This is a genomic window from Streptococcus sp. HMSC36C04 (genome assembly GCF_001839535.1).
Classification (GTDB): domain Bacteria; phylum Bacillota; class Bacilli; order Lactobacillales; family Streptococcaceae; genus Streptococcus; species Streptococcus hominis.
Map to the genome: position 1 here is coordinate 26,207 of NZ_KV841583.1, position 26,025 is coordinate 52,231.

Below are 26,025 nucleotides of genomic sequence, written 5' to 3' on the forward strand. Positions count from 1 at the left end.
TCACCAAGCAAAAGCATTGGTTGGGGTTTCTAAGGCTCTCAGCCAGAAACTGTCGGAAACACGACAGAGGGTAACAGAAAGTCCGGCCATATCTAGGCTTGTGATGAGGTGACCTGTTTTGACAAAGGGCAGTTTCAAGCCTTCTATATCCAACAGTTGAAGAATGTCATCTGTGAAAACGAGTTCTTCCAATTTTGAAGTGCCGCCTAAGTTATTGATGAGGAGAATAAATTCTTGTCCTTCTTGCCACTTGAATTTCATTTTGATTTTGTTGATGAGCTCAACAGCGAGCAACTCGGAAGATTCAAACGGAACCATCCGATAACCGGGCTCTCCATGGATTCCAATTCCGTAGGAAATTTGACCTTGGGGCAAATCAAAGATAGGCAGCTGCTTGCTTGGTAAGGTGGCAGATTTTGTAGCTACTCCTAGTGTCGCAATGGAGGTGGACAGAGAAAGAGCGAGTTTTTCCAACTCATCCAGACTGGCTCCTTCTTTGGCAGCTTGCCCGAGAATTTTATGTAAAAGAATTGTTCCTGCAACCCCGCGGTGGCGGATTTGGAAATTGCTTTTTTCCACAGAAATATCATCATGAGAAATGATGTATTTGACTGGAATTCCTTCCTTGCGTGCTTGATAAATGGCTTGGGAAAATTCTTTAATATCAGCGTCGAAGTTTTTAATAATGACAAAAACGCCCTTGTCTTGATGCAGAAAACGAATGGTTTCTAAAATATGCTCAGCACAGGGGGGCACAAAAATGGGACCACTAATAGCAGCGGCTAACATACCATCGCCCACATAGCCAAAATGAGCTGGTTCATGACCACTCCCACCGCCTGAAATAATGGGCACAACAGAAGAATCGTGCTGATTATGATAAATGACGGGCAGCTGTTTCAGCTGTGAGAGGTGAGGATACATGCGGGTGATTGCATTAATGTTTTGCTGAATGCTTGAATGAATTGAATTGATAATGTGAACCATATACTTGCCTTAATTTTCTATAGCTGTTTTGATTAGTTGTGTCAAGAGTTGCGCCTGCTGCTGGTAATCTTGCTCAGATAAATCCAGCAGATGTTTGATAGCATTTGCAAGCGCTTGACTGTGATAATGAATGAAAAAATGATACTCCATTTCAGAATGGAAAGGACGGGAATGATATTCTCTGACGAGTTTGGCTACAAGCTGTTGACAATAGGTTTGAAAATAAGAAGAAAAGTCATTTTGGTCAACGATGTCAAATAATTGTGCATAAAAGCTCTTATTGACGCTAAAATAATGCAGTAATTCTTGCAGCAGCTGATAGCCAGAGATATATTCCAGATTATCCGTTACTTGCTCTCGCAACTCCGTCTGAAAAATCCATTCTAATAATTCGTACTTATCCAGAAAATGATTGTAAAACGTTTGCCTGCGAATACCGGCGTCTTCCATAATTTGCCGAACAGAGATTTTTTCAAAAGCTTGTTCGGTCAGTAATTTTTTAAAGGATTTGGCAATCCTTTTTTTCGTGATTAAGGATGTTGCCATCTTCCCTCCTCAGTCTTTTTAGTTCTATTCTTAGTTTATCATGAATGATGCAATAGGAAAACTAAAAAGAGGGACAGATTTTTGATTTTGTCCGTTCCAAAATGGAGCAAAGAATTTTACAATAAAAATAAGAAAAATAAAGCAAAGGAGAAACTCATGAAAAAAATTATCAATCAACCAACGGCTGTTGTGGACGAAATGCTAGACGGTCTGGCTTATATCCACAGTGATTTGGTGCATCGTGTAGAAGGCTTTGATATCATTGCTCGAAATAGCGAAAAATCTGGCAAGGTAGCGATTATCTCAGGTGGCGGGAGTGGTCATGAGCCTGCTCATGCTGGCTTTGTGGGCGATGGTATGTTGTCAGCTGCGATTTGCGGAGCGGTCTTTACTTCCCCAACTCCTGACCAAGTCTTGCAGGCAATCAAAGAAGTAGACGAGGGCGCAGGTGTATTCATGGTTATCAAGAATTATTCTGGCGACATCATGAACTTTGAAATGGCGCAGGATATGGCAGAAATGGAAGGAATTGAGGTGGCAAGTGTTGTTGTCGATGACGATATTGCTGTTGAGGACAGCCTTTACACGCAAGGCCGCCGTGGAGTTGCTGGTACCATTTTGGTTCATAAGATTTTGGGAAATGCTGCGCGTGCTGGAAAATCACTGAGTGAAATCAAGGCCTTGGCTGACGAATTGGTTCCTCATATTCATACGGTTGGGCTGGCTCTCAGTGGAGCAACTGTTCCTGAAGTCGGAAAACCCGGCTTTGTGCTTGCTGATGATGAAATTGAATTTGGAATCGGCATTCATGGAGAACCCGGCTATCGCAAAGAAAAAATGCAGCCGTCTAAAGACTTGGCACAAGAATTGGTGGCGAAATTAAAAGATTCTTTTGAATTCAAAGCAGGAGATAAAATCGGAATCCTTATCAATGGTATGGGGGCAACGCCGCTCATGGAACAATACGTCTTTGCCAACGATGTGGCTGGAATTCTCGCAGCAGCAGGTCTGGAAGTTGTTTACAAGAAATTAGGAAATTACATGACATCTATTGACATGGCAGGCATTTCTCTGACCTTTGTCAAATTGGAACGTGAAGACTGGCTGGAAGCTTTGAACAGTCCAGTTGCAACGATTGCTTGGTAGGAGGTACGATATGGATGCAGCATTAGCAAAGAAATGGATGCTTCTCTTTAATGAAAAAATTCAAGCCAACAAAGACTACTTGTCAGAGTTAGACACGCCCATTGGTGACGGAGACCACGGAGGAAATATGGCGCGTGGCATGGCAGCTGTCGTTGAAAATCTGGAAGGAAAGGATTTTGCCAATTCAGCAGAAGTCTTTCAAGTTGTCTCCATGCAATTGCTTAGCAAGGTTGGCGGGGCTTCTGGCCCCCTTTACGGCTCAGCCTTTATGGGAATAATGAAGGCTGAAAAAGAGGGTACTAGCTTGGCGGATGCTGTTCAAGCAGGGCTTGATATGATTCAAAAGCGAGGAAAGGCTGTTCCGGGTGAAAAAACCATGGTGGATGTCTGGTCTGGTGTGGTGACGGCTCTTCAAAAAGGAGAATTGACCAAAGACACCATTCATACTTTGGTTGAAGCGACGAAAGATATGAAAGCAACGAAGGGTCGGGCTTCTTATGTCGGAGAGCGCTCTATCGGACATATTGACCCCGGTTCGTATTCGTCAGGCTTACTTTTTGAAGCCTTGCTAGAAGTGGAGGAAAAAGCATGACAGAAGTTGGGATTGTCATCGTTTCTCATTCAAAATGGATTGCTCAAGGCCTTGTAGATTTAATTTCAGAAGTTGCTAAAGACGTTGTGCTGACCTATGTAGGTGGTACAGAAGATGGAGGTATTGGTACAAGTTTTGAGCAAGTCCAAACGATTGTAGAAGCCAATGAAGCAGAGAAGATTTTAGCTTTCTTTGATCTTGGATCGGCTCGCATGAATCTGGAGCTAGTAGCAGATTTTTCAGATAAAGACATCATCATTAACAATGTTCCCATTGTTGAAGGAGCTTATACTGCGGCTGCTCTTTTGCAAGCTGGTGCAGATTTGGCAACCATACAAGAACAATTGAAAGAGTTAGAAATTAAGAAATAAAGGAGTTTGATTATGATTCAGTATCTCGGTGAATTTTTAGGAACTTTTATCCTAGTATTGCTTGGCGACGGGGTTGTTGCCGGGAATGTTTTGAGCAAGACAAAAGAGGAAGGAACTGGCTGGGTTGCTATCGTTTTAGGCTGGGGGATTGCTTGTACAGTGGCGGTTTATGTATCTGGATTTTTCAGTCCAGCTCACTTGAATCCAGCGGTCACATTTGCAATGGCTTCTATTGGAGCGATTAGTTGGGGACAGGTTTTTCCGTTCATTCTTGCACAAATGCTGGGTGCCATGGCTGCGGCTTTTGTTCTATGGCTTCACTATTACCCTCATTGGGCTGAAACGAAAGATTCAGGCTTGATTTTAGCCAGCTTTTCAACGGGTCCAGCCATTCGCCACACAGCTTCTAACTTTTTGGGGGAAGCACTGGGAACGGCCATTCTTGTCATCACGATTATGGCAATTGGTCCAAATAAAGTTGCTGCTGGTTTGGGTCCAATCATCGTAGGAACGGTTATTTTTGCAGTCGGTTTCTCACTTGGACCAACGACAGGCTATGCAATCAATCCTGCACGGGATTTGGGCCCGCGTATCATGCATGCTCTTTTACCAATCGCAAATAAAGGGGATTCTGACTGGTCCTATGCTTGGATTCCAGTCCTAGGTCCAATTGTCGGCGGTGTCGTAGGGGCCTTGCTGTATAATATCATTTTGGGTATCGTTTAAAAGCAGTCAAAAAGTAGGTTTCGGCCTACTTTTGCTGTCTCTTCTTGTGCTTCTTGTCTGAATTTTTTATAATAGCTGTATAGAATAGCGAGGATAGAGATGGCAAAGAAGCATTGGCTGAAATTACTTGGAATGTTTTTGATTTTTGGAATAGTTACCTGTCATTCAGTTTTGCTAGATCCAGCTGAGCGAATAGATGAACAAAAAGAGTATCGAGCTATTGTAGCGAAATTTCATCAGATAACCGTGCCTGAACTCAAAGAAAAGCAGGCTCAGAGCGAAAATTTTTATCTCTACATTGGTCGGGGAACTTGTCCACACTGTAGGCGATTTGTGAAACAACTGGAACGAATCAAAACAAAATCTTTTTATTATTTAGATAGTGAGAAAAAGACACCAGAGCTAGTTGCTTTTCGTGAAGTATATAAGATAAAATTTGTTCCTTATTTTGGAAAATTTACTGGTTTTACAGAAGAAAAAGTGCTACAAATCAAGAAAAATATGACTACTAAAGAAATTGAGAATTTTAATAAATAAGAGAAAAACAAGATGACAGTAAATCTTGTTTCAGACTGAAGACAAACTTGCTTTTGTGGTTTGCCTTTTTTGATGTTCCTAATCTTTGCAGTTTTTTTCTTATAGCAAGGATAGAAAAATTGATAAATAAAGAATAATAAAATACTTTTCAAATTGGTCTAGATAGGTTATAATAATCTCAAGATATAAAAAAGAACAACTGGCATTCAGATGTTCTTTACGTAAAAAATAATTAGTGATTTCCACTGCGTGACACGAACTTGATTTTAAAGAAATCGCCACGTTTGTAGGCTTCGCTATACTCTAAAATTTGCCCTGTGCTTTCTAACTGTGTTGTTTTTACTTGGAAGACGGTCGGGAAGTTTGTGTCAATATCCAGTAATGTTGCAACAGCTTCTGGTGTCGGGAAGATAATTTCATTGGTTTCTTCAAAGTGCTCGTCATTCATGTGAATATGATAGTCTTGTTTGAAGCGGTTGTAGATAGAGCTGTAATATTCAAGATTTGGATAATTTGCATTGATATATTGCTCTGGGATATAGGATTGATGATAGATGTAAGGGATATCTTTTGCTTTACGAAGTCGCTCAATTTTATAGTAAAATTGGTGTCCCTTCAAATCTAACTTATCAAGAAATTTCAAGTCGTTTCCGCGCTCGATCGATAAAACGGTCACTTGATCATTTTGGGTAGGAAATATCTCAACGTCAGAAAATTCAACGAGTTTGTGTTTGCGGGCACGTGATACAAATGTTCCTTTTCCTTGCTGGCGAATGATATATCCGTCTTTTGCTAGCTCGTTTAAAGCTCTGACAACAGTAATAGAACTCACATCGTACATTGTGATTAGCTCAGCTTCTGTATAAAATTTATCTCCATTCTCAAATTGACCTGAGATAATCTTGCTTTTGAGTTCGTCTTTAATGTATTGGTATTTAGGGATTGCCATGTTATTCACCTCTCTTTCGCTTCCCTCTCATAAAAAATTTTACCATAATTTTTCTTAAAATGGTTAAATTTATTAAATTTTTCAAAAACTATTGACATTTCATACAAAATATATTATATTAATCAATGTAAACGATTGCAAAAATATTGTATGAAAGAAGGGAATGAATTGGCAAGATTTGAGGTTAGAGAAGAATTTTATCTGAATCAACAGCCTTTTAAAATATTGTCTGGTGCCATTCATTATTTTCGGATTCAGCCAGATGATTGGTATCATTCGCTTTATAATTTGAAAGCTCTAGGCTTTAATACGGTAGAAACCTACATTCCATGGAACGTCCATGAACCTCAGAAAGGGCAGTTTTGCTTTGAGGGGATCTTGGATTTGGAGAAATTTCTTCAAATTGCTCAAGATTTAGGCTTGTATGCCTTGCTTCGTCCGTCACCTTATATTTGTGCAGAATGGGAATTTGGCGGTTTACCTGCTTGGCTCTTAGAAGAAGATATGAGAATTCGTTCTTCTGACCCTGCTTATTTTGCCGCAGTTGCTAACTATTATGATGAATTGCTTCCGCGCTTAGTCCCGCATCTTTTGGAAAATGGCGGCAACATTCTCATGATGCAGGTCGAAAATGAATATGGCTCGTATGGCGAAGATAAGGAATATTTGAGAGCTGTTCGAGATATGATGCTAGAGCGAGGTGTGACTTGTCCGCTCTTTACATCGGACGGGCCTTGGCGAGGCACCTTACGGGCAGGAACGCTTATTGAGGATGATGTATTTGTAACGGGAAATTTCGGCTCTAAAGCTGCTTATAATTTTGCAAATCTGCAAGCTTTCTTTGATGAGCATGGCAAGAAGTGGCCACTCATGTGTATGGAATTTTGGGACGGTTGGTTCAATCGTTGGAAGGAGCCGGTTGTCACGCGAGATCCAGAAGAGTTGGCTGAAGCGGTTCACGAAGTCTTGCAACAAGGCAGTATCAACCTTTATATGTTTCACGGGGGAACCAATTTTGGTTTCATGAATGGCTGTTCAGCGCGAGGCAGCATTGACCTGCCGCAGGTGACATCTTATGATTATGAAGCTCTCCTTGATGAACAAGGAAATCCAACGCCTAAATACTTTGCTATTCAGCAAATGTTAAAAAAATATTATCCAGAGTATCCACAAATGGAGCCTTTGGTAAAAGAATCGTTTGAGTTAAAGGATATTCCGCTCAGTGAGAAAGTTAGTTTATTTGAAACCTTAGAAGATGTAGCGCAGCCAATCGAAAGTCTTTACCCTATGAACATGGAGGAACTGGGGCAAAATGTTGGCTATCTGCTCTATCGTACAGAAGCGGAATGGGATGCGGACGAGGAACGGATTCGTATCATTGATGCGCGTGACCGGATGCAACTTTTTGTCGATGGAAACCGTATCACAACTCAATACCAGACAGAAATTGGTGAAGATATCTTTGTTCCTAGGCAGAAGCAATCCACGCATCAGATTGATATTTTGATGGAAAATATGGGGCGCGTCAATTATGGGCACAAACTGTTGGCAGAGACGCAACACAAGGGCATTCGGACTGGAGTCTGCAAGGATTTGCACTTTATGCTCCATTGGAAACAGTACGTGCTGAATTTCAAGCATCCAGAAAAAATTGATTTCACGAAAGAATGGCATGAAAACCAGCCGGCTTTCTATGCGTTTGATGTCGAATTGAAAGTGCTTAAAGATACGTATATTGATTTGACCCACTTTGGCAAAGGAATTGTCTTTGTCAACGGTGTCAATATTGGGCGCTTCTGGGACGTCGGACCGACCTTATCGCTTTATATTCCACATAGTTTGTTAAAACTCGGACAAAATCGAATTATCATTTTTGAAACCGAAGGGAAATACAGCGAATTTATTCATTTAGTTCACAAACCTACATTTAAAACGATAAAGGGGGTAAATTTATGACAATCGTAGGGAATCGAATCGATGGACGTTTGATTCATGGACAGGTAGCTAATCTTTGGACTACTAAGCTCAATATTTCACGGATTATGGTCGTGGATGATGAAGTAGCAGAAAATGCTATTGAAAAAAGCGGCTTGAAGCTGGCAACACCAGCTGGTGTGAAATTGAGTATTTTGCCAGTCGCAAGAGCAGCTGAAAATATCTTAGCAGGCAAATATGATAGTCAACGTCTGCTCATTGTTGCGAAAAAACCGGACCGCTTTTTGAAATTAGTAGAAGCAGGTGTGCCAATTGAAACACTCAATGTAGGCAATATGTCGCAAACACCTGAAACGCGTTCTATCACACGCTCAATTAACGTGGTAGATGAAGACGTGGTAGTATTTAACAAGTTGCATGAAAAAGGTGTAACTCTAACGGCTCAAATGGTTCCAAATGATCCAGTTGAAGACTTTATGAAATTATTGAAATAAATTTAGGAGGTCATTGTTATGATACAATGGTGGCAAATTCTCTTACTGACGCTATATTCAGCGTATCAAATTTTGGATGAGTTGACGATTAACTCATCAGCTGGCTCCCCTGTTTTTGCAGGTTTTATCACTGGTCTGGTCATGGGAGATTTGAAGACTGGTTTGTTTATTGGTGGTAGTCTCCAACTCGTTGTGCTTGGGGTTGGTACATTCGGTGGTGCCTCTCGGATTGACGCAACTTCTGGTGCGGTTCTTGCAACAGCATTCTCTGTGGCAACAGGTATGAAATCAGAACTCGCTATTTCAGCTATTGCCGTTCCGGTAGCAGCCTTGCTGGTTTATACAGACGTTCTTGGACGTTTCTCTACGACTTACTTTGCACATCGTATTGATGCAGCGGTTGAAAAGTTTGACTACAAAGGCATTGAACGCAATTACTTACTCGGTGCCATTCCGTGGGGACTTTCACGTGCCCTTCCAGTATTTCTGGCTTTGTGGCTCGGTGGAGACGCTGTAAAAGCCTTCTCAGACTGGCTTGCCAATAATGCACAATGGATTGCAGATGGATTGATTCTTGCAGGTAAAATGCTTCCTGGTGTCGGTTTTGCAATTTTGCTTCGTTACCTTCCGGTCAAGAAAAATCTTCATTATCTTGGTTTAGGTTTTGCCATTACAGCTATGTTGAAAGTTGTTTTTGACTATATTTCAACATTGGCAGCTGCTTCAGGAGCTGTCAAACAAATCGCTACAGCTCTTGGGGGTGCAAAATTTGAAGGCCTACCAATGATTGGGATTGCGATTATTGGCTTTGCCTTGGCAACAATCAACTATAAAAATGCGACTAATAAACAAGTCGTGACTGTTGCTGCAGAACAATCAGAAAGTGGGGAAATTGACGATGACGAACTCTAATTACAAATTAACAAAAGAAGATTTTAAACAAATCAACCGTCGTAGTCTCTTTACTTTCCAATGGGGTTGGAACTACGAGCGTATGCAAGCGTCAGGCTATCTTTATATGATTTTGCCGCAATTGCGCAAGATATATGGAGATGGTACGCCAGAATTAAAAGAAATGATGCGGACACATACGCAATTCTTCAACACATCTAACTTTTTCCATACTTTAGTAACAGGGATTGACCTAGCACTTGAAGAAAATGAAGGAGTTGCGGCTAAAGATACCGTTACAGGGATTAAAACTGGTTTAATGGGGCCATTTGCAGCGATTGGCGATGCGATTTTTGGTTCTACTATTCCTGCTATTATGGGTGGTCTGGCTGCTGGACTTGCTGTTGAAGGCAATCCTCTTGGAATTTTCCTTTGGATAGCTGTGACAATCGCAATCAATGTCTTCCGTTGGAAACAATTAGAGTTTGCCCATAAAGAAGGGGTGAAATTAGTTACAACCATGCAGGACAAATTGTCTGCCATCACAGATGCTGCAACAGTTCTTGGTGTTTTCATGGTGGCTGCTTTGATTGCTACGATGATTAACTTTAAGTTTACCTATACACAAAGCTTCGGTGGTGTCACCTTCAATCTTCAAGAAACATTGGATAAAATCTTCCCACGTTTGGTGCCAGCATTGTTTACAGGTTTTGTTTATTGGCTACTTGGTAAGAAAGGTATGAATTCAACAAAAGCAATCTTTATCGTGATTATTATTGCAATTGGTGTTTCTGCATTTTCACACTTTACTCATACACCAATCTTAGGTGTTTAAAAGGAGCTTCTCTATAAATGACAAAACAACTTGTATTGGTCAGTCACGGTCGCTTTTGTGAAGAATTGAAGAAAAGCACCGAAATGATTATGGGGCCACTGGACTTCATTCATACAGTTCCCCTGCTTCCAGAAGAAGGAATAGACGATTTTACTGCTAAATTTTCAGCAACTGTAAAAGATTTAGATGATTATATCGTCTTTGCCGACCTGCTTGGTGGAACGCCTTGCAATGTCGTTAGCCGTCTGATTTTGGAAGGACTCCAAATTGAACTTTATGCAGGGATGAATATGCCAATGGTGATTGAATTTATCAATTCTGCCCTGACTGGCGTTGAAGCAAAATATATCGAAAAAGCGAACAAATACATCGTGAAAGTCAATGATGTATTAGCAGAAATGAACGATGACGAAGATGAATAAAGGAGTGTCTAGCTAATAGTCGCTGAAAAACACGTCCTTGCTTGAATTGCTTCAATGAGCAATCTGTATAACTAAGGGGGCTGGGGCAAGAAAATGGATTTCTTTGAAATCATCATTTTCCCACTCCCTTTCTTTTAGTTAGCATTGCAAAGCAGAAAGGAGAACCATGCTAGATTATACAAAGGAAGACTTGCTTGAATTAGGTGCGGAAATCACCACACGGGAAATCTATCAACAGCCGCAAGTTTGGCAGACAGCTTTTGAAAATTATAAAGCGCAAGCTGATGAGATTGCTGCTTTTCTGAATAATATTGATGAAAAGTATGATTATATCAAGGTTATTTTGACAGGGGCTGGGACATCAGCTTATGTCGGAGAGACCCTTTTGCCTTATTTCAGAAAGATTTACGATGAGCGCAAGTGGAACTTTAATGCCATTGCAACGACAGATGTTGTCGCTAATCCGCTTGCTTATCTGCACAAGGAAGTACCAACTATTTTGGTTTCTTTTGCCCGTAGTGGCAATTCACCAGAGAGTGTTGCGGCAGTTGACTTGGCAAAAGACATAGTTGAGGAACTTTACCAAATCACGATTACATGTGCAGCAGAAGGCAAATTAGCCCAGCAAGCACATGGTGATGAACGCAATTTGCTCTTGCTCCAACCTGCGCCGTCAAATGATGCTGGCTTTGCCATGACATCGAGCTTTACGTCTATGATGTTGACAGCCTTGCTCGTTTTTGCCAAAACAGACTTAGTTACAAAAGAAGAGAAAATTTCTGCTTTGATAGCCTTGAGCCAAGAGATGTTAGACTCAGCAGCAGCCATTCAAAAGATGGTTTCCTTAGATTGTAATCGTGTCATTTATCTGGGAGCAGGTCCTTTCTTTGGCTTGGCGCATGAAGCCCAGCTGAAAATTTTGGAATTGACCGCAGGACAGGTGGCAACGATGTATGAAAGTCCCATCGGTTTTCGCCACGGTCCAAAATCGTTAGTGAATGAAGAAACGGTCGTTGTGGTATTTAGCTCGACAGATACTTATACTAAATTATACGATCTTGACTTAGTACGAGAAGTAGCTGGAGATGAGATTGCCCGCAAGGTAATTTTATTGACAGATCAAAAAGAAAATTTGGAAAATGTTGAACAAGTCATTCTTTCTAGTCAATATCTTGTGGATGATGTTTATCGCGTATTCCCTTATATTGTTTATGGTCAATTATTTGCCTTGTTGACAGCTCTCAAAGTGAAAAATCGTCCAGACACACCGTCTCCGACAGGTACTGTCAACCGTGTCGTGCAAGGCGTTATCATTCATCCATTTGACAAAGAATAGGAAGGAATCCATGGAAAAATTAAGGATTAGTCACGAAAAATTATCACATTTAAAGAATCTTTCAGATGAAAATGGCATTATTGGAGCTTTGGCAATTGACCAGAGAGGTTCATTGAAAAAAATGCTGGCAAGTGGCGCACATGCTGTGTCAGGAGATGAAGCGCTCATTGAATTTAAACAATTGATTTCCAGTCAGTTGACTCCGTATGCAACTTCTATCCTTTTGGATCCAGAATTCGGTGTACCTGCTACCAAATTACGTGCGCCAGAATGCGGTCTTATTGTTGCCTATGAAAAAACAGGTTATGATGCGACAACAGAGGGTCGCTTGCCAGATTTGCTACCAAATTGGTCAGCCAAACGCATTAAAGAGTTAGGTGCTGACGCAGTCAAGGTTTTGATTTACTATGATGTAGATGATAAACCTGAAATCAACGACATCAAGCAAGCCTGGGTAGAGCGCGTGGGAAGTGAATGTGTGGCAGAAAACATTCCTTATTTCCTTGAAATCTTGACGTATGATGCAAAGCGTGATAATGTAGTAGATGCAGATTATGCGAAAGTGAAACCGCAAAAGGTCAATGAAGCCATGAAACTCTTTTCAAATCCGCGCTACAATGTTGATGTTTTGAAAGTGGAAGTACCGGTCAATATGAATTTTGTCGAAGGGTTTACGAAAGGCGGAGTTGAAGCTGTCTACAACCTCGCGGAAGCCAAGACATTTTTCAAAGAGCAGTCTGATGCAACTCATCTACCCTTTATTTTCCTGAGTGCTGGAGTTAGTGCAGAGCTTTTCCAAGAAACGCTGAAAGTAGCACATGAAGCAGGTTCTCAATTTAACGGTGTCCTTTGCGGGCGTGCTACTTGGAAAGACGCAGTTACGGTCTTTGCAGATCAAGGAGCGGATGCAGCTAAAGCTTGGCTGGATGAAACGGGACGTCAAAATATTGAAGACTTGAATCGTGTTTTACGTGAAACAGCTGTTTCGTGGACGGAAAAGCTAGAGATTTAAAAGAGGAAAACATAAATTTGTAATAAAAACAAGGAAAGTTGTATGAAATCTTATCAAGAAGCTATTTTGGGAACATTTCAAGGAAAAGATATGGTTGCTTACACATTTGAAAATGACTTGGGCTATCGTTTGAAAGTCATGACTTATGGTGCGACTGTCTTAGAGTATGTCACTCCGGACAAAAATCTTGAATTTGCAAATATCGTGGTGGGGTTTGATCATTTTGATGCCTATGTAGGCAACAGCCCTAAATATGGTGCAAGCGTCGGACCAGTTGCAGGACGGATTGCAAAAGCACAGTTTGAGCTGAATGGTGAAACCTATCAGTTAGAAGTCAATAATGCAGAAAATTGCAATCATAGTGGCTCTACTGGCTGGGATAGTGCTATTTTTCAAGTTGAGGAAGTCACGAATGAAGGCGTCACTTTTTACACCGAGCGTGTAGATGGCACTGGTGGTTTTCCGGGAAATCTGAAAGTCTGGGTTTCCTATGCTTTAACGGAGATAGGCGAATTAGAAGTTTCTTACCAAGTCCAGACGGACAAGGATACCTTGGTCAATCCAACCAATCACAGTTATTTCAATTTATCGGGCGATTTCAGTCAACCGATTGACAATTGTGTATTGCAGCTAAATACCTTAGGGGTATTTCCAATCGCACCGGACGGTGTGCCTGCTAAAATGTCAGATTCAGAGCGAGATTTTGTCAAAGACTTAATGAAAGGTGTGGCTTTTAAAGATATTTTTGCAGATCAAGATGAGCAGATTCAGATTGTATCAGGTTTAGATCATCCATTTGCTTTAAACAAGCAAGAGGATAGGGCTGGTTCTTTGTACGATCCGAAGTCAGGTCGCTTTTTGACGTTTAAAACAAGTGCGCCATGTCTAGTGACTTATTCAGCAAATTTTGTAGATGATACGGTCATTTTAAATGGACATCCCATGATCCAGCACAACGGCTTAGCTCTGGAAACTCAGGCACTTCCTGATGCGATTCATAGCGACTTGAAAGCAGATGTTATCTTAAAAGCGAGTGAGATTTTTACCAGCACGACCATTTATCATGCAACAAGCAAATGAAAATGAATATTGAAAACGGCAGTACATTTTTCTGTCGTTTTTGATTTAAGACATTTAGTATCATCAAACATCATCATAATCTCATTCCCTTCGATTTCTATTTGTAAAATCTAAGGTCAAACCAACTTACTAATCTGATTTTTTGTTATAATAATAGTTATGAGTAGAATTTTAGATAATGAATTGATGGGAGACGAGGAGCTAGTAGAGCGCACATTGCGTCCCCAGTATTTACGAGAATACATCGGTCAAGACAAGGTCAAGAATCAACTGAAAATTTTCATTGAGGCAGCTAAGTTGCGAGATGAAGCGCTAGATCACACGTTGCTTTTTGGACCTCCAGGGTTGGGAAAGACCACTATGGCTTTTGTCATTGCCAATGAACTGGGAGTCAATCTCAAGCAAACTTCGGGTCCAGTTATTGAGAAAGCGGGCGATTTGGTAGCAATCTTGAACGATTTGGAGCCGGGAGATGTTCTCTTTATTGATGAGATTCATCGCTTGCCTATGTCTGTTGAAGAGGTGCTCTATAACGCTATGGAAGATTTTTACATTGATATTATGATTGGAACGGGTGAGGCGAGCCGTAGTGTTCACTTGGACTTGCCACCGTTTACTTTGATTGGAGCAACAACGCGGGCAGGTATGCTGTCAAATCCTCTACGCGCACGTTTCGGGATTACTGGTCACATGGAATATTATGCAGAAGCAGACTTGACCGAGATTGTGGAGCGAACAGCAGAAATATTTGAAATGGACATCACTCATGAAGCGGCTGAGGAATTAGCATTGCGTAGCCGGGGTACGCCTCGTATTGCCAATCGGCTTCTCAAGCGTGTACGAGATTTTGCTCAGATTATGGGTGACGGACTGATTGATGACCAAATTACTGATCAAGCTCTGACGATGCTTGATGTGGATCAGGAAGGTCTAGATTATGTGGATCAGAAGATTCTCAAGACCATGATTGAAGTGTATGGCGGTGGTCCGGTTGGTCTGGGAACTCTTTCGGTTAATATCGCTGAAGAACGAGAAACAGTTGAAGATATGTATGAGCCTTATCTGATCCAAAAAGGCTTTGTCATGCGGACGAGAACAGGGCGCGTGGCGACCCGCAAGGCTTATGAACATCTAGGTTATGAGTATTTTGAAAAGTAGGATTTATGAAAATAGCAGAGCAGGATATTTTAAATCAATTTACTGCAGATAAAGATTTGATGACGATTTTAACAATGATTCGCAGTTTGCAGCTAAAAGATAGTTGGTTGGCTGCTGGCAGTGTACGAAATTTTATCTGGAATTATTTGTCAAATCAATCGGGATTTGATACAGAGACAGACGTTGATGTAATTTTCTTTGATCCAGCTATTTCTTATGAAGAAACCCTTAAAATCGAGACAAAACTGAAAGAAAACTATCCAAACTATAACTGGGAGCTGAAAAACCAGGTTTATATGCATATTCACAATCCTAATACAGAACCTTATCGAGATTCTAGAGATGCTATGAGCAAGTACCCAGAACGCTGTACAGCAATTGGGCTTCGCTTATTGGACAACGACCAGTTGGAATTCTTTGCTCCCTATGGTTTAGACGATATTCTCCATTTTCGTGTTCAGCCGACTCTGCATTTCCTAGAAGATGCAGACAGGAGACAAATCTATAATATGAGAATACAGAAAAAAGATTGGCAGAAGAAGTGGAACAATCTTCAAATTGAATTTCTTTAAAATTTTTTGGAAAAAAGTAAAATCTTTAAGAAAAATTTAAGTCAGAATCGGTATACTATAATTACAAGTTGAGAAGAACTTAACTTGAACTCCTAAAAACTTTTCTTTTTCATAATAATCTCCCTATAAGAGTCGCCCAATCGGCGGCTTTTTGTGCTTTTAAAAGAATTCAAAAATTCTCAGGGGTTTAAATTCCTATTTTTTTAGATTTTGTTATAATAGTAAAGAGGTCTATGCTATGAAAAAAATTGTGTTTGTTTGCTTGGGAAATATCTGTCGCAGTCCAATGGCAGAATTTGTGATGAAAGATTTGACAGATGGTGTTTATGTTGAAAGTCGTGCGACTTCGGATTGGGAACATGGGAATCCAATCCACTCTGGAACGCAGGCGATTTTTAAGAAATATGCCATTCCTTACGACCAAAGCAAAACTTCTCAACAAATTTCACAGCAGGATTTTGTAGACTTTGATTATATTATAGGAATGGACGAATCCAATTTTCAAGATTTGAGGAAAATCGCACCGGGAAAATATCTGGAGAAAGTATTCCAATTTGAAGAGAAAAGTGTGCCAGATCCGTGGTACACAGGTGATTTTGACGAGACTTACCGGCTTGTTTTGGCAGGTTGTCAGAAATGGATTAAGCGCATAAAGAGCGAAGATTAGTGGAGAGAATGGACACATTAAAAGAATTTTACGAAAAATACAAGATTTATCTCACAAGGCATAACTTGGAATTGCTAGCAGTAACGGTTATTGTCCTATCAGCGATGGTGGCTTTTACATCAGGTATTCCCAGTCAAGGGGCATTGACCTTGGATAAAGGAGCAATCAAATATAATGGCAGTCTCGTCCGTGGTAAAATGAATGGTCAAGGAACCTTGACCTTTAAAAATGGGGATACTTATAAAGGTAATTTTAAGAACGGGACCTTTAATGGGAAGGGAACCTTTACAGCTAAAGCTGGCTGGAAGTACGAAGGCAACTTTGTGAATGGACAGCCTGAGGGGCAAGGCAAATTAACAACAGAAAATAATGTTGTCTACAAGGGAAAGTTTAAACAGGGGATTTATCAAAATGCGCATTAAATGGTTTTCATTAGTGAGGATTACAGGATTACTCCTAGTTCTGCTCTATCATTTCTTCCAGAAAGCTTTTCCTGGCGGTTTTATTGGTGTGGATATTTTCTTCACTTTCTCAGGCTTTTTGATTACGTCTCTTTTAATTGATGAATTTGCCAGAGACAAAGACATTGATGTTAAAGGATTCTTGAGACGTCGCTTTTATCGGATTGTGCCACCGCTTGTCTTTATGATTTTGATTGTCATGCCCTTTACCCTGTTGATTCGGAAGGATTTTGTGGCTGGTATTGGGACGCAAATCGCTGCTGTGCTCGGCTTTGTGACAAATTTTTATGAAATTTTGTCTGGTGGAAATTACGAGAGTCAATTTATCCAACATCTCTTTGTGCACACATGGAGCTTGGCTTTGGAGATGCACTACTATATCTTGTGGGGCTTGGCAACATGGTATTTAGCGAAGAAAAGTAAAACCATTGGGCAATTTCGAGGGATTATCTTTCTCGTTTCGTTCGCTTTCTTCTTGATTAGTTTTCTCTCTATGTTTGTCAGAAGTTTCTTCTCTTCAAACTTTTCTGTGATTTACTTTTCAAGTTTCACGCATATCTTCCCGTTTTTTGCAGGAAGTATTTTAGCGACACTTTCGGGTGTGAGTGATTTGGGAGCACCTTTTCGTAAAATGGAGCAGGCGCTTGATTTGAAAAAGACCTTTTATCTACTTGGTGGTAGTTTTGCAGCTTTGCTGTTATTAACGTTCCTCCTGAGATTTGATAATTTATTGACTTATCTGTTTGGTTTCCTTTTGGCAACGGTATTTTCAGTCGTGATGATTTTGGCAACGCGTGTGCTTCATGATAAAACGTCGCATGTTGATGAGCCGCCTGTTATCACATTTATTGCAGATACGAGCTACGGCGTGTATTTGTTCCATTGGCCGTTTTACATCATCTTTTCCCAATTGATGGGCAATGGATGGGCAGTTCTATTGACAACCGTGCTTTCCTTTGCCTTGGCGACTTTCTCTTTCTATCTGTTAGAGCCGACATTAGCAGGTAGAGAGCCAAAAGTATTTGGCTTGAAGATGGACATCAAGCAAATCACAACGCCTGTATTTTATAGTTTGATTCCATTAACACTGGTCGCTTTGGTCATGATCGTGACTGCTCCGAAAATTGGTGCTTTTGAAGAAAATTTGCTCGTCAATGGGTTAAATCAAGCTGACAGTAAAATGCAGATTACTCGTACCCAAGCTGATAATGTGAGTGCCAGTCAATACAATGTAGCAAAGGGTACGACCGTTATCGGAGATTCGGTAGCTTTGCGAGCAAGTGAATGGCTCAAGCAGGCTATGCCGGAAATTCAAGTGGATGCAGTAGTCAGTCGAAACTTAGAATCGGGCTTGCAAGTCTATCAAACTGATATTTCAAACAAGGTGCTTCTGGAAACAGTGGTCTTAGCCTTGGGAACCAATACGGTTGATAACTACGAAAGTTTGCTCAATCAATTTATTGAGAAACTACCGAAAGGACATCGTTTGGTTTTAGTGACGCCGTATGATGGTCGCACAGCACATAATGCTTCTAGCCTGGCATTCAAAACACGTCAGTATGAATTGGAATTGGCGAAAAAATACGATTATGTCTTTGTAGCAGATTGGTATCAAACTGCTATCCAACACCCAGAAATTTGGTATGGAACTGACTATGTGCACTTTGGCTCGGAGACAACAACAATCACCAAAGGCGGTGAACTCTATGCACAAACCGTCAAACAAGCCATTGATGAAGCTGTGAAAAAAGGAACAGTGAAGAAATAGTAGTAATAATTAGAAGTCATGGATTGCCTTGCGATTCATGACTTTTGTGTGCTTTAAAAAGATAGTAGGGTAGAACGAGGGTGTAGGAATACACAGCAAAAATGCTCTTTTTTACATAACTTTTGTTTTTGGAAATCTTGAAAAAGTATGTGAAATATATAATTTTAAGTTTTAAACTTCACAAACAATGTTTTAAAATATAGTAGAAAACTATATTTTGAAACAAATTCACAATATAAAAGAAAAAGTTTGTGAAGTTTACTTGAAAGTGTTTACAAGAGAAAGAAAATAAGGTATAATAATCTTGTGAAAAAATTAACAAAGGATTTGTAAAAGTCCTGAGAACCATTGGAGGAACACATGGCTGATAAAAAAACATTAACTCCCGAAGAAAAAAAGTTAGCTGCTGAAAAGCATGTCGACGAACTTGTTCAAAAAGGGCTAATTGCTCTAGAAGAAATGAGAAAATTAAATCAAGAACAAGTAGACTACATTGTTGCAAAAGCTTCAGTTGCTGCTCTTGATGCGCACGGTATCTTAGCTGAGCATGCTGTTAAAGAAACAGGTCGCGGTGTCTTTGAAGACAAAGCAACGAAGAACCTCTTTGCCTGTGAGCATGTTGTTAACAATATGCGTGGTGTTAAAACTGTTGGTGTTATTGAAGATAATCCAATTACAGGTTTGACTAAAATTGCTGAACCGGTTGGTGTTATCTGTGGTGTAACTCCTACAACCAACCCAACTTCAACTGCGATTTTTAAATCTTTGATTTCATTGAAAACACGCAATCCAATTGTGTTTGCTTTCCACCCATCTGCTCAAGAATCTTCTGCTCATGCGGCACAAATCGTACGTGATGCAGCGATTGCAGCAGGTGCACCTGAAAACTGTGTTCAATGGATTACACAGCCATCTATGGAAGCAACAACAGCTTTGATGAACCATGAAGGTATTGCAACAATTCTTGCGACTGGTGGGAACGCCATGGTAAAAGCTGCTTATTCATGCGGCAAACCTGCTCTTGGAGTTGGTGCTGGTAACGTTCCAGCTTACGTTGAAAAATCAGCAAATATCCGCCAAGCAGCACATGATATCGTGATGTCCAAATCATTTGATAATGGTATGGTCTGTGCATCTGAGCAAGCTGTGATCATTGATAAAGAAATCTATGATGAATTTGTAACAGAATTCAAATCTTACCATACTTACTTTGTCAACAAGAAAGAAAAAGCGCTTTTGGAAGAATTCTGTTTTGGTGCAAAAGCCAACAGCAAGAACTGCGCTGGTGCAAAATTGAACCCAAATATTGTTGGTAAACCAGCTACATGGATTGCTGAGCAAGCAGGATTTAAAGTACCAGAAGGTACAAATATCTTGGCTGCTGAATGTGCAGAAGTTGGAATTAAAGAACCATTGACTCGTGAAAAATTATCACCTGTTATTGCGGTTTTGAAAGCTGAAGATACTGAAGATGGACTTAAAAAAGCTCGTCAAATGGTTGAATTTAATGGTCTAGGACACTCAGCTGCTATCCATACAAAAGACGAAGCTCTTGCAAAACGTTTCGGTACGGAAATAAAGGCAATGCGTATTATCTGGAACTCTCCATCTACCTTTGGTGGTATCGGTGATGTATACAACGCCTTCATTCCATCATTAACACTTGGATGTGGTTCATACGGACACAACTCAGTTGGTGATAACGTATCAGCTATCAACCTTCTTAACATCAAGAAAGTAGGGAAACGTAGAAATAATATGCAATGGTTTAAAGTTCCTTCAAAAATCTACTTCGAACGTAACTCAATCCAATACCTTCAAACTTGCGAAGGTATCGAACGTGTCATGATTGTTACTGATAAATCAATTGAAAAACTCGGTTTTGTACAACGTGTGATTGACCAATTGAATCTTCGTAAAAACAAAGTCACGATTCAAGTCTTCTCAGATGTTGAACCAGATCCAGATATCACAACAGTTCGTCGTGGTGTTGAAGTAATGCGCTCGTTTGAACCAGACACTATCATTGCCCTTGGTGGTGGTTCACCAATGGATGCGGCTAAAGGTATGTGGATGTTCTATGAACAGCCAGACGTTGACTTCGGTGACCTCGTTCAAAAATTCATGGATATCCGTAAACGCGCCTTCAAATTCCCATCACTTGGTAAGAAAGCACAATATATCGGTATTCCAACAACATCTGGTACAGGTTCAGAAGTAACACCGTTTGCAGTTATCTCTGATAAGGCAAATAATCGTAAATACCCAATCACTGACTACGCTTTGACACCAACTATTGCAATTGTTGACCCTGCTTTGGTAGAATCTGTTCCAGCATTTATTGCTGCTGACACAGGTATGGATGTCTTGACACACGCAACTGAAGCTTATACTTCTAACTTTGCCAATGACTATACAGATGGTATTGCTCTTCAAACCATCAAGTTAGTCTTCAAATACTTGGAAAAATCTGTAAAAACAGCTGACCCAGAAGCACGTGAAAAGATGCACAATGCCTCTACAATGGCTGGTATGGCCTTTGCAAATGCTTTTCTTGGGATGAGTCACTCGATGGCGCATAAGATTGGTGCTGTTCACCACACCATTCACGGACGTACAAATGCTATTTTACTTCCTTATGTTATCCGTTACAATGGAACTCGTCCATCTAAAACTACAACATGGCCTAAGTACAACTACTGGAAAGCTGATGAAAAATTCCAAGACATTGCTCGTATGCTAGGTCTTCCTTGCTCAACGCCAGAAGAAGCGGTTGAAGCGTATGCTAAAGCTGTTTATGACCTTGGTGTAGCGGTTGGTATCAAGATGAACTTTAAAGATCAAGGTATTGATGAAAAAACTTGGAAAGATAGCTTACATGATATTGCCGTTCTTGCTTATGAAGACCAATGTTCACCAGCAAATCCACGCTTGCCAATAGTTACTGACATGGAAGAAATCATGGCTGACGCCTACTATGGCTATGCAGAACGTCCAGGACGTCGTAAATAGATAGTAAAGTTTGTTCTGATTTGAATCGTTCGTCATTGTACAGACAATGTATTCAGATTTTTAGACCTAAATCAGTTTATCAGTCACATCTCCCCGCTTTTGTAGGGAGATTTTTCTATTTGGAGAGAGTGTTCTTTCTCTTGCTTGGTATTGTATGTGTTTTCCTGTAAACTAGTTGTGAAAAAAGGAGGACGGTCATGTTTCAATTGTTAGTGTTTGATATGGACGATGTCATTGTGGATACAGAAAATCTTATACTTCTCTTTGCCCTAAAATATCATAATAGACTGATAAGTTTTGAATCTGTAAATTTGATACTAAAATAATGAAAAGTTGATGTTGCAAAAAGCATTATGAGTGTTATAATATAGCTGTGTAAGCGGTTTCTGAAATAGATGATATTTATAAAAAATAAGGAGGAAATATAATGTCAGTATTTTATGTTCCATCAGTTAATCTTATTGGTTGTGGTGTGATTAATGAAATAGGTGGTCATATCAAAGAGTTGGGGTATAAGAAAGCTCTCTTGGTGACAGACCATTATATTGCAAGTAGTGACATTTTACCTAAGGTAACTGCACCACTTGATAAGGAAGGCATTGAGTATGTCGTTTTTAGTGATGTTGAGCCAAATCCAACTGTTAAAAATGTTGAAGATGGTTTAGCTGTTTTGCGAGATAATAATTGTGATTTTATTATTTCACTTGGTGGTGGTTCGCCACAAGATGCTGCTAGTAGTATTTCAATTCTTGCAACGAATGGCGGGCGTCCGCAAGATTACGAAGGCGTTCACAAATCAAAGGAAAGAGGCTTGCCGGTTGTAGCAATCAATACGACAGCAGGAACATCAGCTGAAATCACGATTAACTATGTTATTACTGACGAAGAGCGTAAAGTAAAAATGGTTATGGTTGATAAGAATAGCCTTGCGCTCCTGTCAGTAAATGATCCAGAATTGATGATTTCAAAACCAAAAGCTTTGACAGCTGCAACAGGTATGGATGCTCTTACACATGCGGTTGAAGCTTTGGTAACACCAGGTGCGTATAATGTGACGAAAAAATTGTCTATTGGTGCCATTGAGTTAATTAAAGAATTTTTACCTCGTGCTGTTGAAAATGGCCATGACATTGAAGCACGCGAAGCTATGGTTAATGCGATTTTCCTAGGTGGTATGGCCTTTAATAATGCTGGGCTAGGTTATGTACACTCTATGGCTCATCAACTTGGAGCAGTTTACAATCTTCCTCACGGTGTTTGTTGTGCCATGCTTTTACCAGTTGTAGAGCGTGAAAATGCAAAACGTGTGCCAGAAGCATTCCGAAATGTTGCAAAAGCTCTTGGTTTGCATACGGAAGGTAAAAGTGATAAAGAATGCGCTGATTATGCCATTTCTGAAATTGAAAAATTATCAGCAACTGTGGGCATTCCGAAAAAATTGACAGAACTGGACATTGAAGAAGAGGAATTTGACTTTGAATACCTTTCTAAAAATGCACTCATTGATGCTTGTGCACCAGGAAATCCATTTATGCCAACCTTAGAAGAAACGATTGCTCTTTACAAAGAGTTGTTTTAAGTGCTGATTTGTCGTAAAAATAAAAAAGCGAGATAGAACTAATATTTGAAAATTTTTAGTTAGTAGTTTCAACTTCGCAAAGTTGTTCAATAGCCTCTCGGGCTGTCAAAGTGGTGAATGAAGAGAAACGCAGTTTTCGTCAAAAATACTCATCTAAGCTTGAAAAATGACTAAGGAGTGGTTTGCTTTGCTGTAACCTTAAAGAAGTATTTAGATATTAGCTACTACGTCAAAAGCTTTTTGCTATTATAAAATAAGGCAGGGATAATATTGTCTCTGCCTTTTATTTGCGTTCGTCTTTTGGAGAATGTCCAAAATAGGTACGATATTTGTCATAAAAGTAAGTTTTATTTGAAAATCCAACACTTTGTGCTGCCTCGTAAATTGGCATACGTGTAGATAGGAGAAGATGTTTAGACGGACGCCAGGACAATACCGAAAAGAACACCAGCACTGAGAAAATTTTAAACTTTTATTCAAAAGCGGCTCTGGATGATACTCTTGAAAAAAGCATTCCCCCTTGCTAATTCTATTATAGGGTCTCCATTCTAGACAATTCTTGGGGGGGAGATAGCATTCGCAGAGATGCAGTCTTTGTATGCCTCAGAGGCAATCCGCAATGATTATAGCGTCATGTTAACAGAGCTATCGTTCTGGTTGAAACTACTTTCAAGATTTAAGAGAAAAGTAATTATTATTAGAAATTAGAACCAAAATCTCAGATATTGTTGAAAGCGCTTCAAAAAATGGTTATAATAACACCGTGAGATTGAAAGCGCTTTAAAAATCGATCTACAATAGCAAAGGAGAAGGCTGTCTATGGCACAAATGACAAAAGACGAGCTGATTGCCAAAATAAAAAATGGCATCATTGTTTCCTGTCAAGCCTTGCCACACGAACCGCTATATACTGAAGCAGGTGGGATTATTCCCCTTTTGGTGAAAGCGGCTGAACAAGGAGGAGCTGTTGGCATTCGAGCTAATAGTGTTCGGGATATTAAGGAAATTAAAGAGGTTACTTCGCTGCCAATCATCGGCATTATCAAGCGAGATTATCCACCTCAAGAGCCGTTTATTACCGCAACGATGCGAGAAATTGATGAACTAGCAGCTCTGGATATTGAAGTAATTGCTTTTGATTGTACAAATCGGGAACGTTTTGACGGTTTAAAGATTGCGGATTTTATCAAGCAAGTGAAGGAAAAATATCCTCATCAATTGCTCATGGCAGATGTGAGCACCTTTGAAGAGGGTGTGGCTGCAGCAGAAGCAGGTGTGGACTTTGTAGGTACAACTTTGTCAGGGTACACCTCTTATAGTCTGCAATGCGAGGGACCGGATTTTGAATTAGTAAAAAATTTATGTGATGCAGGTTTGGATGTCATCGCGGAAGGAAAAATCCATTATCCGAGTGAAGCCAAAACGATTCATGACTTAGGTGTTAGAGGAATTGTAGTAGGTGGTGCCATTACGCGTCCAAAAGAAATTACAGAGCGTTTTGTTGCAGCAGTAAGTGAAAAGTAGGAACAACTCTATCCGTATAGAAGGATAAAATAAAAGGAGAAACAATATGAGGATGAAGAAAATACTTTGTTCGTTAGTTGCAGGAGCTGCTATTTTATCGTTAGCAGCATGTGGAAATTCAGGTGGTTCAAACAAGTCGGCTGATTCAGGAAATTCCTCTGGCAAGACAGAGATTACTTGGTGGGCTTTCCCAGTCTTCACGCAAAAAAAGGCCAGCGATGGTGTTGGTACGTATGAAAAAGAAATTATCAAAGCATTTGAAAAAGCCAATCCAGATATTAAAGTAAAATTAGAAACCATTGACTTCAAATCTGGTCCAGAAAAAATTACAACAGCTATTGAAGCAGGAACAGCACCAGATGTGTTGTTTGACGCACCAGGACGGATTATTCAATATGGTAAAAATGGTAAATTGGCAGAATTGAACGATCTCTTTACTGATGACTTCGTCAAAGATGTCAACAACGATCAAATCATTCAAGCAAGTAAGGCTGGTGATAAAGCTTACATGTATCCAATTAGTTCTGCTCCGTTTTATATGGCATTTAATAAGAAAATGCTGAAAGAAGCTGGTGTAGAAAACCTTGTAAAAGAAGGTTGGACAACAGCTGATTTTGAAAAAGTGTTGAAAGCCTTAAAGGCTAAAGGGTATACTCCTGGCTCGCTCTTCAGTAATGGTCAAGGTGGTGACCAAGGAACACGTGCCTTTATTGCTAATTTGTATAGTGGTTCTGTTACAGATGATAAAGTGACAAAATATACAACAGACAGTCCAAACTTTGTTAAAGGGCTAAATAAAGCAGTTAGTTGGATTAAAGATGGTTTGATGACAAACGGCTCTCAATTCGATGGTGGAGCAGATATTCAAAACTTTGCAAATGGGCAAACTTCTTATACTGTTCTTTGGGCACCTGCGCAAAAAGGCATCCAAGCTAAACTCTTGAAAGCCAGTGGCGTTGAAGTTGTTGAAGTACCATTCCCGTCAGACAATGGCAAACCAGCTCTGGAATACCTTGTAAACGGTTTTGGTATCTTTAACAATAAAGATAAAAAGAAAGTGGAAGCTGCTAAGAAATTTGTCAAATTTATCGCTGATGATAAAAAGTGGGGGCCACAAAATGTTGTTCGTACAGGTGCCTTCCCAGTCCGTTCCTCATTTGGTAAATTGTACGATGACAAACGAATGGAAACAATCAGCACTTGGACAAAATATTACTCACCATACTACAACACTATTGATGGATTTGCTGAAATGAGAACGCTCTGGTTCCCAATGTTGCAATCTGTTTCAAATGGTGACGAAAAAGTTGAATCTGCTTTGAAGACCTTTACAGAAAAAGCAAATGAAACCATTAAAAAAGCTCAAAAATAAGTAATTGAATTCTCCCCTTTTTCTGTCGTCAGTTATGTATAAATAGGAAAAGG

At 40.0% G+C, this 26,025-nt stretch carries 26 protein-coding genes; 22 read left to right on the plus strand and 4 right to left on the minus strand.

Going from position 1 to position 26,025, the window contains the following annotated elements; translation table 11 throughout:
* Both dhaQ and dhaS read right to left on the minus strand, forming a co-directional pair.
* A complete protein-coding gene (dhaQ, locus tag HMPREF3249_RS02225; RefSeq protein WP_049533240.1) occupies positions 1–987 on the minus strand; it encodes a DhaKLM operon coactivator DhaQ in 987 nt (328 codons plus the stop codon).
* 9 nt (positions 988–996) lie between these two features.
* The gene (gene dhaS, locus HMPREF3249_RS02230; protein WP_003027958.1) at positions 997–1,533 is read right to left on the minus strand and encodes a dihydroxyacetone kinase transcriptional activator DhaS; all 537 of its coding nucleotides are present in this window, start codon (positions 1,531–1,533) and stop codon (positions 997–999) included.
* A 156-nt stretch (positions 1,534–1,689) separates the two neighbouring features.
* On the opposite strand from dhaS, the gene dhaK reads away from it, so the two are divergent.
* The 5 genes from dhaK (at position 1,690) to HMPREF3249_RS02255 (ending at position 4,905) form a co-directional block, all read left to right on the plus strand.
* Positions 1,690–2,679 carry a dihydroxyacetone kinase subunit DhaK gene (gene dhaK / locus HMPREF3249_RS02235; RefSeq protein ID WP_059221690.1) on the plus strand — a complete coding sequence of 330 codons (990 nt, stop codon included), beginning with the start codon at positions 1,690–1,692 and terminating at the stop codon, positions 2,677–2,679.
* A gap of 10 nt (positions 2,680–2,689) precedes the next feature.
* A complete protein-coding gene (gene dhaL / locus HMPREF3249_RS02240) occupies positions 2,690–3,271 on the plus strand; it encodes a dihydroxyacetone kinase subunit DhaL (protein ID WP_059221411.1) in 582 nt (193 codons plus the stop codon).
* The gene (gene dhaM / locus HMPREF3249_RS02245; protein ID WP_003027954.1) at positions 3,268–3,642 is read left to right on the plus strand and encodes a dihydroxyacetone kinase phosphoryl donor subunit DhaM; all 375 of its coding nucleotides are present in this window, start codon (positions 3,268–3,270) and stop codon (positions 3,640–3,642) included. The genes dhaL and dhaM overlap by 4 nt, the downstream gene beginning before the upstream one ends.
* Before the next feature lie 12 nt (positions 3,643–3,654).
* Entirely contained in the window at positions 3,655–4,368 is a 714-nt protein-coding gene (locus tag HMPREF3249_RS02250) for an MIP/aquaporin family protein (RefSeq protein WP_003027953.1), read from the plus strand.
* A gap of 99 nt (positions 4,369–4,467) precedes the next feature.
* Positions 4,468–4,905, plus strand: coding sequence for a DUF6568 family protein (locus HMPREF3249_RS02255; RefSeq protein WP_003027952.1), 438 nt, complete (start codon positions 4,468–4,470; stop codon positions 4,903–4,905).
* 232 nt (positions 4,906–5,137) lie between these two features.
* Here the strand turns inward: HMPREF3249_RS02255 and HMPREF3249_RS02260 are convergent, their stop codons facing one another.
* Positions 5,138–5,854 (minus strand): GntR family transcriptional regulator, encoded by a 717-nt coding sequence (locus HMPREF3249_RS02260; protein WP_003027950.1) that lies wholly within the window; start codon positions 5,852–5,854, stop codon positions 5,138–5,140.
* A 150-nt stretch (positions 5,855–6,004) separates the two neighbouring features.
* Here HMPREF3249_RS02260 and HMPREF3249_RS02265 point away from each other — a divergent pair, with 150 nt between their 5' ends.
* From HMPREF3249_RS02265 to HMPREF3249_RS02335, 15 genes are all read left to right on the plus strand, one after another.
* A complete protein-coding gene (locus HMPREF3249_RS02265) occupies positions 6,005–7,810 on the plus strand; it encodes a glycoside hydrolase family 35 protein (protein ID WP_059221409.1) in 1,806 nt (601 codons plus the stop codon).
* Positions 7,807–8,283 carry a PTS sugar transporter subunit IIB gene (locus HMPREF3249_RS02270; protein WP_037618939.1) on the plus strand — a complete coding sequence of 159 codons (477 nt, stop codon included), beginning with the start codon at positions 7,807–7,809 and terminating at the stop codon, positions 8,281–8,283. Before HMPREF3249_RS02265 ends, HMPREF3249_RS02270 begins: the two co-directional genes overlap by 4 nt.
* 18 nt (positions 8,284–8,301) lie before the next feature.
* Positions 8,302–9,195 carry a PTS mannose/fructose/sorbose/N-acetylgalactosamine transporter subunit IIC gene (locus tag HMPREF3249_RS02275; RefSeq protein ID WP_003027207.1) on the plus strand — a complete coding sequence of 298 codons (894 nt, stop codon included), beginning with the start codon at positions 8,302–8,304 and terminating at the stop codon, positions 9,193–9,195.
* Positions 9,182–10,009 carry a PTS system mannose/fructose/sorbose family transporter subunit IID gene (locus HMPREF3249_RS02280; protein WP_003036938.1) on the plus strand — a complete coding sequence of 276 codons (828 nt, stop codon included), beginning with the start codon at positions 9,182–9,184 and terminating at the stop codon, positions 10,007–10,009. Before HMPREF3249_RS02275 ends, HMPREF3249_RS02280 begins: the two co-directional genes overlap by 14 nt.
* A gap of 17 nt (positions 10,010–10,026) precedes the next feature.
* A complete protein-coding gene (locus tag HMPREF3249_RS02285; RefSeq protein WP_003032047.1) occupies positions 10,027–10,431 on the plus strand; it encodes a PTS sugar transporter subunit IIA in 405 nt (134 codons plus the stop codon).
* Positions 10,432–10,597: 166 nt separating this feature from the next.
* The gene (locus tag HMPREF3249_RS02290) at positions 10,598–11,767 is read left to right on the plus strand and encodes an SIS domain-containing protein (RefSeq protein ID WP_059221407.1); all 1,170 of its coding nucleotides are present in this window, start codon (positions 10,598–10,600) and stop codon (positions 11,765–11,767) included.
* A 10-nt stretch (positions 11,768–11,777) separates the two neighbouring features.
* A complete protein-coding gene (gene lacD / locus HMPREF3249_RS02295) occupies positions 11,778–12,779 on the plus strand; it encodes a tagatose-bisphosphate aldolase (RefSeq protein WP_059221406.1) in 1,002 nt (333 codons plus the stop codon).
* Between the two features lie 42 nt (positions 12,780–12,821).
* On the plus strand, positions 12,822–13,859 hold the full coding sequence (locus HMPREF3249_RS02300) for an aldose epimerase family protein (protein WP_049533245.1): 1,038 nt from the start codon (positions 12,822–12,824) through the stop codon (positions 13,857–13,859).
* Positions 13,860–14,018: 159 nt separating this feature from the next.
* Positions 14,019–15,017 (plus strand): Holliday junction branch migration DNA helicase RuvB, encoded by a 999-nt coding sequence (ruvB, locus tag HMPREF3249_RS02305; protein WP_049533246.1) that lies wholly within the window; start codon positions 14,019–14,021, stop codon positions 15,015–15,017.
* Between the two features lie 5 nt (positions 15,018–15,022).
* The gene (locus tag HMPREF3249_RS02310) at positions 15,023–15,589 is read left to right on the plus strand and encodes a nucleotidyltransferase family protein (protein WP_059221404.1); all 567 of its coding nucleotides are present in this window, start codon (positions 15,023–15,025) and stop codon (positions 15,587–15,589) included.
* A gap of 238 nt (positions 15,590–15,827) precedes the next feature.
* The gene (locus HMPREF3249_RS02315) at positions 15,828–16,256 is read left to right on the plus strand and encodes a low molecular weight protein-tyrosine-phosphatase (protein ID WP_059221402.1); all 429 of its coding nucleotides are present in this window, start codon (positions 15,828–15,830) and stop codon (positions 16,254–16,256) included.
* 8 nt (positions 16,257–16,264) lie between these two features.
* The gene (locus HMPREF3249_RS02320; protein ID WP_059221399.1) at positions 16,265–16,678 is read left to right on the plus strand and encodes an MORN repeat-containing protein; all 414 of its coding nucleotides are present in this window, start codon (positions 16,265–16,267) and stop codon (positions 16,676–16,678) included.
* Positions 16,668–18,485, plus strand: a complete 1,818-nt coding sequence (locus tag HMPREF3249_RS02325) for an acyltransferase family protein (protein ID WP_070867470.1) — start codon at positions 16,668–16,670, stop codon at positions 18,483–18,485. The genes HMPREF3249_RS02320 and HMPREF3249_RS02325 overlap by 11 nt, the downstream gene beginning before the upstream one ends.
* A gap of 360 nt (positions 18,486–18,845) precedes the next feature.
* Positions 18,846–21,497: a bifunctional acetaldehyde-CoA/alcohol dehydrogenase gene (gene adhE, locus HMPREF3249_RS02330; protein WP_070867471.1), complete on the plus strand. Its 2,652-nt coding sequence runs from the start codon at positions 18,846–18,848 to the stop codon at positions 21,495–21,497.
* Positions 21,498–21,924: 427 nt separating this feature from the next.
* The gene (locus HMPREF3249_RS02335) at positions 21,925–23,076 is read left to right on the plus strand and encodes an iron-containing alcohol dehydrogenase (RefSeq protein WP_070867472.1); all 1,152 of its coding nucleotides are present in this window, start codon (positions 21,925–21,927) and stop codon (positions 23,074–23,076) included.
* Positions 23,077–23,359: 283 nt separating this feature from the next.
* Here HMPREF3249_RS02335 and HMPREF3249_RS09145 read toward each other — a convergent pair whose 3' ends face one another.
* Entirely contained in the window at positions 23,360–23,530 is a 171-nt protein-coding gene (locus tag HMPREF3249_RS09145; protein WP_306807726.1) for a helix-turn-helix domain-containing protein, read from the minus strand.
* 365 nt (positions 23,531–23,895) lie between these two features.
* Between HMPREF3249_RS09145 and HMPREF3249_RS02340 the strand changes: the two genes are divergently transcribed.
* Together HMPREF3249_RS02340 and HMPREF3249_RS02345 are read left to right on the plus strand one after the other, a co-directional pair.
* On the plus strand, positions 23,896–24,600 hold the full coding sequence (locus HMPREF3249_RS02340; protein ID WP_059221392.1) for an N-acetylmannosamine-6-phosphate 2-epimerase: 705 nt from the start codon (positions 23,896–23,898) through the stop codon (positions 24,598–24,600).
* Between the two features lie 46 nt (positions 24,601–24,646).
* Positions 24,647–25,972 (plus strand): ABC transporter substrate-binding protein, encoded by a 1,326-nt coding sequence (locus HMPREF3249_RS02345; RefSeq protein WP_059221389.1) that lies wholly within the window; start codon positions 24,647–24,649, stop codon positions 25,970–25,972.
* Positions 25,973–26,025: the final 53 nt, after the last annotated feature.